The organism is Arsenicicoccus cauae (assembly GCF_009707125.1).
Classification (GTDB): Bacteria; Actinomycetota; Actinomycetes; order Actinomycetales; family Dermatophilaceae; genus Arsenicicoccus; species Arsenicicoccus cauae.
The window spans coordinates 167,111-181,247 of the sequence record NZ_WLVL01000023.1 but is presented as its reverse complement, the minus strand read 5'-3'; the positions used below and the strand labels follow the sequence as shown (position 1 = coordinate 181,247).

General features: G+C 74.4%; 15 protein-coding genes and 1 pseudogene. 5 read left to right on the top strand and 11 right to left on the bottom strand.

The features are described from left to right. Nucleotides 1-22 precede the first annotated feature (22 nt). The 3 genes and pseudogenes from GGG17_RS17135 to GGG17_RS17335 all read left to right on the top strand — a co-directional run bounded on the left by GGG17_RS17135 (nucleotide 23) and on the right by GGG17_RS17335 (nucleotide 2,104). A complete protein-coding gene (locus GGG17_RS17135; protein WP_288797694.1) occupies nucleotides 23-535 on the top strand; it encodes a TetR/AcrR family transcriptional regulator in 513 nt (170 codons plus the stop codon). Then, a pseudogene (locus GGG17_RS07155) lies at nucleotides 532-1,820 on the top strand (amidohydrolase); the annotation flags it as partial. The gene GGG17_RS17135 and the pseudogene GGG17_RS07155, both read left to right, overlap by 4 nt. A 92-nt stretch (nucleotides 1,821-1,912) precedes the next feature. Continuing rightward, complete coding sequence (locus tag GGG17_RS17335) at nucleotides 1,913-2,104, top strand: amidohydrolase family protein (RefSeq protein ID WP_353889932.1); 192 nt, start codon at nucleotides 1,913-1,915, stop codon at nucleotides 2,102-2,104. Nucleotides 2,105-2,108: 4 nt separating this feature from the next. Here GGG17_RS17335 and GGG17_RS07145 read toward each other — a convergent pair whose 3' ends face one another. The 10 genes from GGG17_RS07145 to hisD form a co-directional block, all read right to left on the bottom strand. Beyond that, nucleotides 2,109-2,720 carry a serine O-acetyltransferase gene (locus tag GGG17_RS07145; protein WP_154593052.1) on the bottom strand — a complete coding sequence of 204 codons (612 nt, stop codon included), beginning with the start codon at nucleotides 2,718-2,720 and terminating at the stop codon, nucleotides 2,109-2,111. Nucleotides 2,721-2,814: 94 nt separating this feature from the next. Beyond that, on the bottom strand, nucleotides 2,815-3,630 hold the full coding sequence (locus GGG17_RS07140; protein ID WP_154593051.1) for an SseB family protein: 816 nt from the start codon (nucleotides 3,628-3,630) through the stop codon (nucleotides 2,815-2,817). A gap of 5 nt (nucleotides 3,631-3,635) precedes the next feature. Next, nucleotides 3,636-4,376: a bifunctional 1-(5-phosphoribosyl)-5-((5-phosphoribosylamino)methylideneamino)imidazole-4-carboxamide isomerase/phosphoribosylanthranilate isomerase PriA gene (priA, locus tag GGG17_RS07135; protein ID WP_239264876.1), complete on the bottom strand. Its 741-nt coding sequence runs from the start codon at nucleotides 4,374-4,376 to the stop codon at nucleotides 3,636-3,638. A gap of 44 nt (nucleotides 4,377-4,420) precedes the next feature. Continuing rightward, on the bottom strand, nucleotides 4,421-5,758 hold the full coding sequence (locus tag GGG17_RS07130) for an esterase-like activity of phytase family protein (protein ID WP_154593050.1): 1,338 nt from the start codon (nucleotides 5,756-5,758) through the stop codon (nucleotides 4,421-4,423). 128 nt (nucleotides 5,759-5,886) lie between these two features. Beyond that, nucleotides 5,887-7,089 carry a cysteine desulfurase-like protein gene (locus tag GGG17_RS07125; RefSeq protein WP_154593049.1) on the bottom strand — a complete coding sequence of 401 codons (1,203 nt, stop codon included), beginning with the start codon at nucleotides 7,087-7,089 and terminating at the stop codon, nucleotides 5,887-5,889. A 52-nt stretch (nucleotides 7,090-7,141) separates the two neighbouring features. Further along, complete coding sequence (hisH, locus tag GGG17_RS07120) at nucleotides 7,142-7,789, bottom strand: imidazole glycerol phosphate synthase subunit HisH (protein WP_311966493.1); 648 nt, start codon at nucleotides 7,787-7,789, stop codon at nucleotides 7,142-7,144. Further along, nucleotides 7,786-8,346 (bottom strand): hypothetical protein, encoded by a 561-nt coding sequence (locus GGG17_RS07115; RefSeq protein WP_154593048.1) that lies wholly within the window; start codon nucleotides 8,344-8,346, stop codon nucleotides 7,786-7,788. The genes hisH and GGG17_RS07115 overlap by 4 nt, the downstream gene beginning before the upstream one ends. A 59-nt stretch (nucleotides 8,347-8,405) precedes the next feature. After that, nucleotides 8,406-9,032 carry an imidazoleglycerol-phosphate dehydratase HisB gene (gene hisB, locus GGG17_RS07110; RefSeq protein WP_154593047.1) on the bottom strand — a complete coding sequence of 209 codons (627 nt, stop codon included), beginning with the start codon at nucleotides 9,030-9,032 and terminating at the stop codon, nucleotides 8,406-8,408. Further along, nucleotides 9,032-10,183 carry a histidinol-phosphate transaminase gene (locus tag GGG17_RS07105; RefSeq protein ID WP_154593046.1) on the bottom strand — a complete coding sequence of 384 codons (1,152 nt, stop codon included), beginning with the start codon at nucleotides 10,181-10,183 and terminating at the stop codon, nucleotides 9,032-9,034. Before GGG17_RS07105 ends, hisB begins: the two co-directional genes overlap by 1 nt. After that, nucleotides 10,180-11,547, bottom strand: a complete 1,368-nt coding sequence (hisD, locus tag GGG17_RS07100) for a histidinol dehydrogenase (protein WP_154593045.1) — start codon at nucleotides 11,545-11,547, stop codon at nucleotides 10,180-10,182. Before hisD ends, GGG17_RS07105 begins: the two co-directional genes overlap by 4 nt. 75 nt (nucleotides 11,548-11,622) lie before the next feature. Here hisD and GGG17_RS07095 point away from each other — a divergent pair, with 75 nt between their 5' ends. Together GGG17_RS07095 and GGG17_RS07090 are read left to right on the top strand one after the other, a co-directional pair. Next, nucleotides 11,623-12,708 carry a CPBP family intramembrane glutamic endopeptidase gene (locus GGG17_RS07095; protein ID WP_195849151.1) on the top strand — a complete coding sequence of 362 codons (1,086 nt, stop codon included), beginning with the start codon at nucleotides 11,623-11,625 and terminating at the stop codon, nucleotides 12,706-12,708. Nucleotides 12,709-12,715: 7 nt separating this feature from the next. Continuing rightward, the gene (locus GGG17_RS07090; protein WP_154593043.1) at nucleotides 12,716-13,507 is read left to right on the top strand and encodes an ABC transporter permease; all 792 of its coding nucleotides are present in this window, start codon (nucleotides 12,716-12,718) and stop codon (nucleotides 13,505-13,507) included. 2 nt (nucleotides 13,508-13,509) lie between these two features. On the opposite strand, the gene GGG17_RS07085 is transcribed toward GGG17_RS07090, so the two are convergent. Then, the gene (locus GGG17_RS07085) at nucleotides 13,510-14,076 is read right to left on the bottom strand and encodes a hypothetical protein (protein ID WP_154593042.1); all 567 of its coding nucleotides are present in this window, start codon (nucleotides 14,074-14,076) and stop codon (nucleotides 13,510-13,512) included. Between the last annotated feature and the right edge of the window lie 61 nt (nucleotides 14,077-14,137).

The following is a 14,137-nucleotide window of genomic DNA, read 5'->3' as shown; positions in this document are numbered from 1 at the left end:
CCCGGCCCCCCCGGCTCCCCCCGTGCCGAGCCGCACGGCCCGCCAGACGCAGATCGTCGCGGCGGCCCGAGCGCTGCTCGACCACGGGGGGTGGTCGGCGGTCACGGCCCGCGCCGTGGCCGACCGGCTGGGGATCAAGGCCCCCTCGCTCTACAAGCACGTCGGCGGCCTGGACGACATCCGCGTCGCCCTGCTCACCGACGCGTTGGTCGAGTCCGGGACCCGGCTGCACGCGGCGGTGGCGCAGGACCCCACGGTCGCCTCGGTCGCGCGGGCCTACCGCGACCTGGCGCGGAGCGCGCCCCACCTCTACCGCCTCGCCACCGTGGAGCCGCTCGCCCGCGACGCCCTGCCGGACGGCCTCGAGCAGTGGGCCGGATCGCCGTTCTGGCTCGTCAGCGGCGACCCCGTGCGCGCCCAGGCCCTGTGGGCGTGGTGCCACGGCATGGCGATCCTCGAGATTGACGACCGGTTCCCGCCGGGGTCTCCCCTCGACCAGACCTGGGCCGTCGGGGCGGCGGCGTTCGCGTCATGACGCGGACCCTGTGGATCGACGCGACCTTCCGGACGCTCGACCCCGACCGGCCCACGGCGACCGCGCTGCTGACCGAGGACGAGCACGTCCTGGCCGCAGGAGACGTGGCCGAGCTGCGCGCCCACACCACCGGCATCACCAGCACGATCGGGCTGGGTGGCGCGACGGTGACCCCGGGCCTGGTGGACGCCCACATCCACACGGCGGGCTACGCGCGCGACCTGACCACGGTCGACCTGCGGGGCTGCACCACCCAGCGGGAGGCGCTCGCCGAGATCGCGCGGTTCGTGGCGGGGCTCGAGCCCGGGCGGTGGCTCTTCGGTGGACGCTGGGACGCCAACGACTGGCCCGAGGGACTGCCGGACCGCGACGTCCTCGACCGGGTCTGCCCCGACCGACCGGCCATCCTGCCGTCCATCGACGGCCACACCCACTGGGTCAGCTCCCTTGCCCTGCAGCAGCTCTCGATCGACGACCACACCCCCGACCCGCCCGGCGGCACCATCGAGCGCGATGCCGTGGGCCGGGCGACGGGGATCCTGCGCGAGTCCGCCACCCTGGCCGGCGAGCACCTCATGACGCTCCACTCCGGCGACCTCACCGACCAGCTGCGGGTGGCCCAGCAGCGCCTGCTCGCCGTGGGCCTCACCGGGGTCCACTGCTTCGACGGCGAGGACGCCAGGGCGGCATACGAGACCCTGCGAGCCGCAGGCGAGCTCGCGATCCGGGTCCACAAGTCCGTCCCGCTGACCGCCCTGGCCCAGGCGATCGACGAGGGCCGCCGCACCGGCGACGGGGACGCCTGGCTGTCCACGGGGCCGGTCAAGGCGTTCAGCGACGGTGCCCTCGGGTCGCACACGTGCCACATGGGCGAGCCGTTCCCGGGCGGCGGGCACGGGATGGAGGTCATGAGCGTGCCCGACCTCGTGGACGTCGTCGTCCGGGCGACGCGCGCCGGCCTCGGCGTCGCCACGCACGCCATCGGCGACGAGGCCAACCATCGGGTGCTGACGGCGTATGCCGAGGCCCGGCGCCTCGCGGGGCCGCCGGCCGTGCGCCACCGGGTCGAGCACACCCAGCACCTGCGACCGGGCGACGTGGCACGGCTCGCGGCCCTCGACGTGGTCGCGAGCATGCAGCCGACTGCACCAGCGACATCCGGCTCGTGGAGCGGCTGCTGGCGGGCCGGGACCTGCGGTCCTATGCCTGGGCGAGCCTGCTGCGGGCCGGGGCCCTGGTGGCGCTCGGGTCCGACGCGCCGGTCGAGGAGCCCGACCCGATGGCGGGGATCCAGGCAGCGGTGACCCGTCAGGAGCCCGAGACGGGCCACCCGCAGGGGGATTCGAGCCGCACGAGACACTCACGATCGACCAGGCGGTGCACGGGTTCACCGTCGCCCCGGCCCGGGCGGCCGGTCTGGCGGCACCCACGGGGACGCTGCGCCCGGGAGCGCCCGCCGATCTCGTGGCCTGGAGCGGAGACCCCTGGCGGGTGCCGGCCACCGAGCTGGGTGCGCTGCGCGCCCTGACGACGGCGGTCGGCGGCGTGGTGCGTCGCACCACGGCATGACGGGTCAGGCCCCGGACGCCCCGACGCGCTCGACGTTGCTCGACAGCCCCTGGATGACGCGCGGCTTGGGCGCGATCACCGTGGCGGCCGGCGGGACGTCGCGCAGGACGGCGACGTTGGGCCCGATGGCGGCATGGTCGCCCACGGTGATCTTGCCGGCCACGACCGCGTTGACGCCGATGCTGACGCCGTCGCCCACGACAGGAGCCTGGTCGCCGAAGGTCTCGCCGCCGGTCGTCCCCCCGATCGTGCAGCCCTTGCGCAGCACGCAGTCGTCGCCGATGACCGATCCCGGGTGGATGCCGATGGCGGCTTCCTGGACGACGACGCGCCGACCGATGCTGGCGGTGCGCGGGATGTCGATGCCGTAGACGTTGACCGAGACGCGATGGCCGACGGTGTAGGCCAGCTCGGCGCCGCGACGCCTCCAGGTCGGCTCGTGGTCGGAGTCGAGGGCCCACCGACCGAGGCGATAGGCGGCCAGGGCGTGGAAGCCGGGCTCGAGCCACCCGAGGTTGGTCTGGCGGTCCTCACGGATGGTCCTCAGCAGCTCGGAGCCGGCAAGCAGGCGCGCCTTGATGGGATTGGCCGGCCGTGCGGCGTCGTGCTGCGTCATCAATGCTCCTTCGCGTGCAGCGGCCCGGCTCGTGACGTCACGATCGCGATTACGCCGCGTGATGGGGTGGCGACATCCACACCTGGGGTTCACCCTAACGGGGAACCTGGGCGGATCCGGGACCCGCCACGACCGAGAACGTCAAACCGTCGATGCGCGTCCGCAGCTCGGCGTCCTCGGACAGCTGGCGACCCACCTCGGCGAGCACCAGGTGCAGGGTCTCGCGGTCCAGCCCCCGCGGCACGACCACGTCGACCCGCAGCTCGCCGGAGGGGGTGAGCCCTCCGACCCGGACGTCCTGGACGAGACCCGCCAGCCGCTCCTCGGCGAGCACCACCCGACGACCGCGGTCGATCGACTCCTGCACCACCACGTCGCGGTCGGCCGGCACCCAGGCCCGCCCTTGGGCGAGGGCGTAGACCATGGACGGCCGCAGGACCCGGTGCTGGTCCGACCCCAGGTCGAGCACGAGCAGGTCGCAGCGCTCCTGGACGGCAGCCTGGCCGAGGGTCTGGGCGGTCACGGGGACGGGTCGGGCCGAGGGGTCCCATGCGGCCAGGGTCGCGAGACCGGTGAACGCCGGCAGGGCTCGCTCACCATCGGGGCTGGTCAGGACGACGGTGGCCATGTCCGCCACGGAGTCGGTGCCCACGGCCGCCCCCTCGCCCGGCGCCGCGACGACGGGCACGAAGAACCGGGCCGCCGACACCGAGCTCATGAGGGACTCGTCGTCCACGTCGCGGTCCAGCGCCGCGGCGAGCCGCGGGTCGACCTCGCCCCGGTCGTCGCTGAACGGGTTGTCGGTCAGCTCGCGGTCGTGCCACGGCACCCCACCCGTGTCGTGGCCGTGGGAGGCGCCGTGGCCCGCCATACGGCGCTCGATCCGTGGGTCGCGCTCTCGGTCGCTCATCGCCGTCAGCTCGGCCGGCCGGCCGCGTCGAGGGCCTCGGGGAGCGTGAACGCGCCCTTGTAGAGCGCGGACCCGACGATCGCGCCCTCGACCCCCTCGGCCACGAGACCCCGGATGGCCACGATGTCGTCGAGGGTGGAGACGCCCCCGGAGGCGACGACGGGGCGGTCGGTCGCGGCGCAGACCTGACGCAGCAGGTCGACGTTGGCGCCCGCCATCATGCCGTCCTTGTTGACGTCCGTGACGACGTAGCGGGCGCAGCCCTCGGCGTCCAGGCGCGCCAGCGTCTCCCACAGGTCGCCGCCGTCCTTGGTCCAGCCGCGGGCCGCCAGGGTCGTGCCGCGGACGTCGAGCCCGATCGCGACCCGGTCACCGACCTCGGCGATCGCGCGCCGCGTCCACTCGGGGTCCTCGAGCGCGGCCGTGCCGATGTTGACCCGGCGGCAGCCGGTCGCGAGCGCCCGCTCGAGGCTCGCCTGGTCGCGGATGCCGCCGCTGAGCTCGACCTTGACGTCCAGCCGCCCGACGATGTCCGCCAGCAGCTCGTGGTTGGACCCGCGCCCGAAGGCGGCGTCCAGGTCGACGAGGTGGAGCCACTCGGCGCCCTGGTCCTGCCACGCCTTGGCGGCCTCCCAGGGATCGCCGAACTCGCCCCCGGAGCCGGCCACTCCCTGGACCAGCTGGACGGCCCGGCCGTCCACGACGTCGACGGCGGGCAGGAGCTCGAGGCGGGGTGCGTCAGTCACGGGACCGACGCTATCGCGCGCGACCGGCGTGGCGCCGCGGGCGGTCACCGGGTGGGCAGCAGCCGCTTGTCGACGTCGAGGCGACCACCGAGGCGGATCTCGAGGTACTCGTTGCGGTCCGGCTGGGTCGCCGAGCGGCCGCCGGTGCCCGGGAAGTTGTTGTCGTTCATCACGGCGATCGTGCGTGCGTCGAGGATCTCGACGTCCTCGATCGTGACGAACGGGAAGGTGAACGGGTCGCCGGCACCGCCCAGCTGTCGAGGGTTGGCGAGGTCCATGAGGTCGACCAGCAGGTGCTTCTCGACGTAGCCGTCGTTGTCGCGGTCCCGCAGGTCGACGAGGTAGACTCGCTTGACCTGCGCGGTCGGTCCGGCCCCGCCGTCGCGCTCGATGACCATGCCCTGGTGGTCGTTGATCATCGCGAAGTCGCCGATGGCGTGGGCCTTGTCCTCCATGCGGTAGCGCACGACCTCTCCGGTGTAGCGGGCGCCGGCCCGGCCGCCGAGGCGGACGGTGTGGATGCGCAGGTCCTCGGGGTGCCCGGCGGCCTTGTCCTCGGCCGTCGCCCCCTCGAGCAGCGGGTAGAGGGTGAGTCCGTCGGGGCTGATCGCCATGCCCTCGTAGCCCTTGGAGTCGGGGACCTGCGGCGCCTCGCCCGGCTTCAGCGTGGGGTTGGACGGGGACTTCACGCCTGGCGTGGGGATGGGCGCCTGGAGCAGCCGGCCGCGCGCGTCGGTGTGCAGGAGATAGGGGCCGAACTCGTCGCCGAACCAGAAGGTGCCGTCGGGGGCGATCTGCATCGACTCCGGGTCGAAGTCCCAGCCGGTGAGGCGGCGGTCGGGCGTCGGGCACGTGTAGCCCTGGGGCAGGGACGTGGCTGCGAGGCAGGCGCCGTCGCGCCAGATGGGCCACGGGACGAGGCGGCCGGGGTCGGACAGCTGCATCGGGGTGCCGAGGTAGCGGGTGCGCCCCGTCCGGGTGTCGGGCTTGATGCGGTGCACCGCGAGCAGCGCGTCGGCGGAGTTGGCCTTGGTGCCGAAGCCGTTGTCGCTCATCACGAGGTAGGACCCGTCCGTGGACCGGTGAGTCGCGGAGAAGCCCTGGACCGGCTGGCCCTTGAAGGGTGCCGGGACGGCGGCGTTGCCCGTGACCCAGCGACCGCTCGGCTCGCTGCCGGGGACATAGGTCTCGGTGGGGAGCACCGACCAGCCGGTGAGCTGCGCGGCCGAGGCGTGGGGCAGCGGGCGATCGTGGGACGGGCCCCTCCCCTTGCCGCGGTGGTCGGGTCCCGCGCTGTCGGGACCCGCGGTGGCCGCGGTGGCAGGGAGGGCCGCGGCTGCGGCGAGAGCGAGGGCGAGGACGGTGGTGGCGAGGCGGCGCATGGTGACTCCTGTGGCGCGGTCGGGTCCGGGTGGGTCTGCTCCCCCATCCCAGCCGCCGTCCGCGACCTGCGCGTCGCGCCCGGTCGACGACGGGGCGACGAGCAGGTGACGGGCACGCGTCGCGACGGTCAGCGCGCCAGGGCGCCCAGCGCCTTGACGAGCCGGTGGACGTCCTCGTCCGAGGTGTATGGCGCCAGGCCCACCCGCACGCCGACGTCGGGCTCGAGGCCCAGCCGCCGCCAGGCCTCGTAGGCGTAGAAGTGCCCGGCCGGGGCGAGGACGCCCTGCTCGAGGAGGCCGCGGCTGACCTCGTCGCCGGGCACGCCGTCGACGACGAGGTAGGACGTGGGTGTGCGCTCCGGCGCGCGGGACAGGACACGCACGCGAGGCAGCTCGACCAGGCTGTCCTCGAGGAGGCGGTGGAGGCGGTGCTCGTGCTCGTGGACCGCCTCCCACGAGGCGCGGAGCCGGGCCCGTCGGGTGGGGGCGTCGCCGGGTGCCAGCCCCGCGATCAGGTCGACCGTGGCCGTGACCCCGGCCAGCAGCTCATAGGGGAGGGTGCCCAGCTCGAAGCGCTCGGGGACCTCGTCGGTCGACGGGAGGAGCTTGTCGGGGTGCAGCTCGTCCAGCAGCGCCGGGTCGGCGGCGAGGACGCCGCAGTGCGGCCCGAGGAACTTGTAGGCAGAGCACACCAGCGAGTCGGCGCCGAGGGCCTCGCGGTCGACCAAGCGGTGCGCCGCGAGGTGGACGGCGTCGACGTGCAGGAGGGCGCCGGCGTCGTGGGTGATCTCGGCGGCCCCGACCACGTCGGGGATCGTGCCGAGCAGGTTGGACGCGCCGGTCATGGCGACCAGGCGGGTCCGCTCCCCCACGACCTCGCGGAGCGCGGCGAGGGGCAGCTCTCCCGTGGCCGGGTCGAGCTCCCACCACCGTATGACGGCGCCGACGCGCTCGGCGGCCTGGACCCAGGGCCGGACGTTGCTGTCATGGTCGAGGCTCGTCACGACGACCTCGTCGCCCGGCTGCCAGGTCGCCGCGAGCGCGCGGGCCAGGTCGTAGGTCAGGGCCGTCGCGCTGCGCCCGTGCACGACGCCGCGCGGGTCGCTGCCGAGCAGGTCGGCGCCCGCGGTGCGGAACTGCTCCACGTGCCGCTCGGCGTTGCGCTGCGACGCGGCGCCGGTGCCGCGGTTGGACAGCGGCGCGCACAGCGCCTCGGCGATCGCGTCGCCGATCTCGCGCGGCGTCTGCGTGCCGCCGGGCCCGTCGAAGTAGGCCGTGCCCTCCTCGAGGGCGGGGATGCGCGCGCGGAGGGCGGCCACGTCATGGGTCATGGAGCCATCCTGCCCCTCGGACGCGCCGGCCGCGCAGCGATCCCCGGCGCGGTCAGCGGAGGGTGGCGACCCAGTTGGCGAGCAGCTGCTTCCCGGCGTCGCCGGACTTCTCCGGGTGGAACTGGGTCGCGCACAGGGGGCCGTTCTCGACGGCAGCCACGAAGCGCGTGCCGTGCTCGGCCCAGGTCACGCGGGGGGCGACGACCTCGAACGGCCCGTGCGGGTCGAGGGTCCAGTCCTGCACGCCGTAGGAGTGGACGAAGTAGAACCGCTCGTCCTGGACCCCGTCGAACAAGACGGTGCCCTCGGGCGCCTCGACCCGGGACCAGCCCATGTGCGGCACGACCTCGGCCGGCAGGCGGTCCACGGTGCCGGGCCACTGGTCCAGGCCGGGGACGGCGCCCTGCACGGACGGCTCGCTGGACCCCTCGAACATCGCCTGCATGCCCACGCAGATGCCGAGCACGGGCCGGGACCCGGAGAGACGGACGTCGATGAGCCGGTGACCATCGACCGCCCGCAGCCCCCGCAGGCAGGCGTGGAAGTTGCCCACCCCGGGGACGAACAGCCCGTCGGCGTCCAGCACGCTGCGCTCGTCGGCGGTCAGCGTCACGTGCGCGCCCACGCGCTCCAGAGCGCGCACGGCCGAGCGGACGTTGCCGCTGCCGTAGTCGAGCACGACCACCTCGGGTGCGGTCACAGACCCTCCTCCACCTCGGCGTCCAGACGCTGCTCGTCGGACACCACCTTGTCGAACCGTCGGACGGACTCGTCCTTGGGCGTCACCAGCTCGGCGCCTGGCAGGTCGGCGGCGGACACGCCGCGAACCAGCTCGGCGCCTGGCAGCCCCAGCAGGACCGCCAGGTCGATCAGCACCTCCTCGGCCGTGCCCCCCGGGTCGGCGAGCACGTCATGGATGGCGCCCGGCGCGCCCTGGTCCCGGGAGAATCCCGCGGCCCGGGCGAGGTCGGTCGGGCGCGCCAGGGGGAAGCCGGGCACGGGGCCGGGCCCCTCGCCCGGGGTCCACAAGACCCAGCGCGCTCCCCCGCGCCAGCGGCTCGGCCAGCACGTGACCACCGCTCGGCCGTCGTCGACGAAGAGCCCCACGGCGGGGCGCAGGTCGTGCCGGACGGGGTGTGCTGCGAGCATGGCGACGCCGTCGCGGTAGGGGGCCATGGCTCGGCTGGGGCCGGCTGCGGCGAGGGCGGTCCAGGGGGTGCCCGCAAGGACGTGCACCGGCAGGGTGCCGCGTCGCACCCACCGGATCACGCGATCGCGTCGGCCCCTGACCAGGAGCACCCCGTGCTCCATGACCGTCAGAGGGCTCCCTTGGCGCTGGGGATGCCCTGGACCCGAGGGTCGGCCTGGCAGGCGAAGCGCAGCGCGCGGGCGAAGGCCTTGATCTGCGCCTCGACCACGTGGTGGGGATCGCGGCCGGACAGGACGCGCACGTGCACGGCGACCTGGGCGTTGTGCGCGATGGACTCGAAGACGTGGCGCGTGAGCGAGCCGACGTACTGCCCGCCGATGATGACGTACTCCTGGCCGGCGGGCTCGCCCTCGTGCACGACGTAGGCGCGGCCCGCGACGTCGACGACGGCCTGGGCGAGCGCCTCGTCGAGCGGGACCATGGCGTCGCCGAAGCGGGAGATGCCGCGCTTGTCGCCGAGCGCCTCGCGCAGCGCCTGGCCGAGGCAGATGGCGACGTCCTCGACGGTGTGGTGGGCGTCGACGTCGACGTCGCCCTCGGCGCGGACGGTGAGGTCCATCAGCGAGTGCTTGGCGAGCGACTCGAGCATGTGGTCGTAGAAGCGGACGCCGGTCGACACGTCGCCGCGGCCGGTGCCGTCGAGGTCGAGGGTGAGCTCGATGCGCGACTCGGACGTCGCGCGCGTGACGGTGGCGGTGCGGTGGGTCGTGCTCGGTGCCTGCAGGTCGGTCATCAGGACTCCAGTCGGTGGGTCGGGGCGAGCTCGCGCAGGGCGTCGAGGAAGGCATCGGTCTCGGCCGGTGTGCCCGCCGTCACCCGAAGGTAGTGCGGGATGCCGACGTCGCGGACGAGGACACCCCGGTCGAGCAGGGACTGCCAGGTGCCGTGGGCGTCCGCGACGTTGCCGAAGAAGACGAAGTTGGCGTCGCTGGCCACGGGGGTGAAGCCCATCGCGGACAGCTCGATGACCATGCGGTCGCGCTGCTGCTTGATGGCCTCGACGGTGCCGAGCATGAGGTCGGCGTGCCCGAGGGCGGCCCGTGCGACGGCCTGCGTGACGGACGACAGGTGGTAGGGCATGCGGACCAGGCGCAGCGCGTCGACCAGCGCCGGGTCGGCGACCAGGTAGCCGAGACGTCCCCCGGCGAGCGCGAAGGCCTTGCTCATGGTGCGGGTGACCACGAGTCGCGGACGGCCGGCCAGCAGCGTCAGGGCCGACGGGGTGCCGGGGCGGGCGAACTCGGCATACGCCTCGTCGACGATCACGACGGCGCGGGGGGCCGCGTCGTGGACGGCCACGACCGTGTCGAGGTCGAGGGCGGTGCCGGTCGGGTTGTTGGGCGAGCAGAGAAAGACCAGGTGCGGGTCGACCTCGCGGACCTGCGCGACCGCGGACGCCGTGGACAGGTCGAACCGGTGCGCCACGTCGTCGAAGCCCTCGCCGCGGCGACCGTGCACGAAGGCCGTGCCGGTCGTCTCGGTGATGATCGGATGCATGGAGTAGGCCGGGGTGAAGCCGAGGGCGCGGCGGTCGGGGCAGCCGAAGGCCTGCACCAGGTGCAGCAGCACCTCGTTGGAGCCGTTGCCGGCCCACACCTGCGCCGCCTCGACCGCGACCCGGGACGTGCAGGTCAGGTAGCCGGCGAGCGCCTCGCGCAGCGCGGTGAACTCGCGGTCGGGATAGCGGTTGAGGTCGGGGACGACCTTGGTGACCGCCTCGGCCACCGCGTCCACGACGACCTGCGGCACGGGGTAGGAGGACTCGTTGGTGTTGAGCTGGACCGGGACGTCGAGCTGCGGCGCGCCGTAGGCCGTGCGACCGCGCAGGTCCGGGCGCAGCAGCCCCTCGATCTGGACGGCCGCGCGAGAAGCGCTGTCGCTCATGCGCGCGCCCCCGCCGGCGCCGGGACCTCGTTGCCGAAGCGCGCCGTGATCGCCTGGCCGTGGCCGGGCAGGTCCTCGGACTGGGCGAGCGTGACGACGTGCCGGGCGACGTCGCGCAGCGCGGCCTCGGAGTAGTCGACGACGTGGATCCCGCGCAGGAAGGACTGGACCGACAGGCCGCTGGCGTAGGCCGCGGACCCGCCCGTGGGGAGCACGTGGTTGGACCCCGCGGCGTAGTCGCCGAGGCTCACCGGGGCATAGGGCCCGACGAAGATCGCGCCGGCGTTGCGGATGCGGGCGGCGACCGCGGCGGCGTCGCGCGTCTGGACCTCGAGGTGCTCGGCGGCGTAGGCATCGACCACGCGCACCCCCTCGTCCAGGTCGTCGACCAGGACGATGCCGGACTGGGTGCCGGTCAGCGCGGTGCGGACCCGCTCGGCGTGCTTGGTCTCGGGGACGCGCCGCTCCACGGCCGCGACGACGGCCCGGGCCAGCTCCTCGGAGTCGGTGACGAGCACGGACCCCGCGAGCGGGTCGTGCTCGGCCTGGCTGATCAGGTCCGCCGCGACGTGCTCGGGGTCGGCCGAGTCGTCGGCGAGCACCGCGATCTCGGTCGGCCCGGCCTCGGCGTCGATGCCGATGACGCCCTGCAGCAGCCGCTTGGCCGAGGCGACGTAGACATTGCCCGGGCCGGTGACCAGGTCGGCGGGCTCGATCGCGGGGGTGCCGGTCGCGTCGTCGGCGGCCACGCCATAGGCGAACATCGCGACGGCCTGGGCCCCGCCCACGGCATACACCTCGTCCACCCCGAGGAGGGCGCACGCGGCGAGGATGGTGGGGTGCGGGTAGCCGGCGAACACGCCGGAGCTCTCGCGCTGGGGCGGGCTGGTCACCGCGAGGGAGCCGACGCCGGCCTCCTGGGCGGGCACGACGTTCATCACCACGCTGGAGGGATAGACGGCCAGACCGCCGGGGACGTAGAGCCCCACGCGCTCGACCGGCACCCACCGCTCGGTGACCGTCCCGCCCGGCACGACCTGGGTGGTGACGTCCTCGCGACGCTGGGCGCGGTGGACCCGGCGAGCCCGCTCGATGGAGACCTCGAGGGCGGCCCGCACGTCGGGGTCGAGCCGCTCGACGGACGCCGCGAGCACCTCGGCCCGGACCCGCAGGCGCGGGGGACGGACCCCGTCGAAACGCTCCCCCAGCTCCAGCAGGGCCTGCGCCCCACGATGACGCACGTCGTCGCAGATCGGCCGGACGACGTCGAGGGCGGCCTCCACGTCGAGCTCGGCCCGGGGCAACGCGTCGCGTAGCGCGCGTGCGTCGAGCACGCGACCGCGCAGGTCATCGATCGAGAGCATGCGGGCCAGTCTAGGTGGTGGGTCGGACAGGCCCACTGCGCGTCTCACCCGGGTCGGTCGGTCACAATGAGCCGTATGACCTACCCCTACGCCACGGCTCCGCCACGGCCGCGGATCCCGGACCTGCCCCCGCGCGCCACGGAGTACCACCAGCTCCTGCGCGGGCCGAGGCACCGCTGGTGGCGGCCGTTGCTGTCAGTCGTCATCGTGGTCGCGTCCCTGCTCATGGTGGTCATCGCCGTCTCCGGGATCGCGGCCGCCGTGGTGGTCGGGTCCGGTGGCGACCTCGAGGAGTGGATGGACTCGGCGGCGTCCGGCCGGATGTCGCCGTCGGCCTTCCTGTCCACCAACCTCATGCTCGCGGCGCTGATCCCGGTCTCGCTCTTTGCCATCTGGGTCGGGCACACCGTCGACCCCCGGTGGGTGCAGTCCGTGACCGGGCGCTTCCGGTGGGGCTGGTTCGCCCGCTGCCTGGCGGTCCTCACCCCGCTCTGGCTCGCCTACCTCGCCGTCGGGACCCTGGTCGACGGCCTGCCGGACGGCGGCCGCTCCGCGGACTGGGTCGCCCTGCTCGCCATCATGCTGCTCACCACGCCGCTGCAGTGCGCGGGCGAGGAGCTGCTCTTTCGCGGATGGGTGCTGCAGAGCCTCGGGTCGTGGTTCTCCCACCGCTGGGTCGCGCTCGCGGTGCCGACGGTGGTCTCCTGCCTGGCCTTCGGTGCGGCGCACGGCAGCTCGGACCCCTGGACCTTCGCCGACCTGGCGGTGTTCGCCGTCACGGCGTGCCTGCTGACCTGGCGGACCGGCGGCCTGGAGGCGGCCATCGCCCTGCACGTCGTCAACAACATGCTGGTGATGGCGCTGTCGCTCGCGCTCGGCGGCTTCGACGAGGGCTTCATCGACGGGGACACCAAGGGCTCGCCGCTCGCCGTCATGACCTCCGTCGTGATCATGGCCATCGCCTACGCCCTGGTCGCCTGGCAGGCGCGACGCGTGGACCTGCAGCGCCGCAGCACCCCGCAGATCCCGCCACCACCCGTCGTGCCCCTCGACCCGGGCCCGGTGCACCCGGTGCCCCCGGTGCCCCCGGTGCGCCCGGTGGCGCAGCCGGGGCAGGACGGCGGCCAGGCCGGCGGGTGGCACCCGCCATACGGCAGCTGAGTCAGGCATGGGTCCCGCCACGGGCTCCGGCTCCTCGCTCGTCTCGGTCGGCAGCACCGCCGACGTCGTCCGCCTCGTCCTCGTCGTCTCGCTCCTCGCGCTCGCGGCCGCGGCCGTCCACCGGTGGGGCGGCCTGGGTCACTCGGGTGCGACCCTCACCGCTGCGGGCCGGGCGACGGTCCAGCTCGCCGTCGTGGGCCTGCTCATCGCCGCGGTGCTCGGGAGCTGGTGGCTCACCCTGGGCTTCGTCGCGCTGATGCTGGGCGTGGCGTCCGTGACCGCCGGACGACGGGTGCTGCCCGGCCGCGGGACCTGGTGGGCGGCGCTGCCGGTGTGCCTGGGCGCGGTCCCGGTCGGGCTCGCGCTCGCCGTCTCCGGCGTGATCCCCCTGCGGCCCGTGGCGCTGGTCCCGATCCTCGGCATCCTGATCGGCAACGCCATGACGGCGACCACGCTGGCCGGCAAGCGCACCCTCGACGCGCTGGCGACCCGGCACGGGGAGTTCGAGGCCGGTCAGTCGATCGGCCTCGTCGACCGCGACGCGGCCCTGCTCGTCGCCCGGGAGGACGCTGCCCTCGCGCTCGTCCCCGGCATGGACCAGACCCGCACCGTGGGTCTCGTGACGCTGCCCGGGGCGTTCGTCGGGACGCTGCTCGGTGGGGCGACGCCGCTCGAGGCCGCCGCCGTCCAGCTCGTCGTCCTGGCGGCGCTGCTGCTCGTGCAGGCGCTCGCCGTCGTGGCCATGCTCGAGCTGGTCGCGCGGGGACGGATCGGCGACTACGGCCGTCGCGCCGACTGAGGTCAGGCGCTCCAGGCGATCCTGTCCGCCAGCATCGAGAGCGGTTCGGGCAGCTCGTCGCGGGCCAGCTCGGCGGCGAGGATGGCGGCGACCTGCTCCTTGCGCCCGGACGCCACCCCGCAGAACCGGTGCAGCTGCTCCGCCAGCGGGCGGTCCGCCCAGGCGGCCTGCATCTGCAGCGCCTGCAGCTTGCCGCCCAGGCCGGCGCCCTCGATCGCCGCGACGGCCCGCTCGGTCCCCAGCGCCCGGATGAGCTCGTCCTCCAGGTCCGCCTCGCACACGAAGAAGCCGTATGCCGGCAGGTCGCTCGCGTCGCTCACCGGGCAGCCGTCGGCGACGAGCGCCCGCTCGACGAACCTCACCTCGGCCGCGTCGCACATCCCGACCACGTCGGCGTCCGGCTGGAGCTGCCGGATCTCGGGGAGCACCCGCCCGATGTTGGTGACGCCCTGCAGGTTGCGCAGCTCGACGTGGTCCCCACCGATCTCGTTGCGGCGCATGATCGCTCGCACGGCGGCGACGTCACTAGGGCCTTCGAGCAGGGCGACGAGGGATGGCATGGCACTCATGCGGCCACCCTAGACTCACCCCTCCCCCGGGATGAGCCCGTACGACGTCCGCCCGCCGGTG

Coding starts and splice junctions, on each gene's coding strand:
- GGG17_RS07090 (WP_154593043.1), top strand. CDS start 12,716: ATGGGTCCCGCCACGGGCTCCGGCTCCTCGCTCGTCTCGGTCGGCAGC.
- GGG17_RS07140 (WP_154593051.1), bottom strand. CDS start 3,630: ATGAGCGACCGAGAGCGCGACCCACGGATCGAGCGCCGTATGGCGGGC.
- GGG17_RS07125 (WP_154593049.1), bottom strand. CDS start 7,089: ATGACCCATGACGTGGCCGCCCTCCGCGCGCGCATCCCCGCCCTCGAG.
- hisD (WP_154593045.1), bottom strand. CDS start 11,547: ATGCTCTCGATCGATGACCTGCGCGGTCGCGTGCTCGACGCACGCGCG.
- GGG17_RS07105 (WP_154593046.1), bottom strand. CDS start 10,183: ATGAGCGACAGCGCTTCTCGCGCGGCCGTCCAGATCGAGGGGCTGCTG.
- GGG17_RS07130 (WP_154593050.1), bottom strand. CDS start 5,758: ATGCGCCGCCTCGCCACCACCGTCCTCGCCCTCGCTCTCGCCGCAGCC.
- GGG17_RS07145 (WP_154593052.1), bottom strand. CDS start 2,720: ATGACGCAGCACGACGCCGCACGGCCGGCCAATCCCATCAAGGCGCGC.
- GGG17_RS07085 (WP_154593042.1), bottom strand. CDS start 14,076: ATGAGTGCCATGCCATCCCTCGTCGCCCTGCTCGAAGGCCCTAGTGAC.
- hisB (WP_154593047.1), bottom strand. CDS start 9,032: ATGACCGACCTGCAGGCACCGAGCACGACCCACCGCACCGCCACCGTC.
- GGG17_RS07095 (WP_195849151.1), top strand. CDS start 11,623: ATGACCTACCCCTACGCCACGGCTCCGCCACGGCCGCGGATCCCGGAC.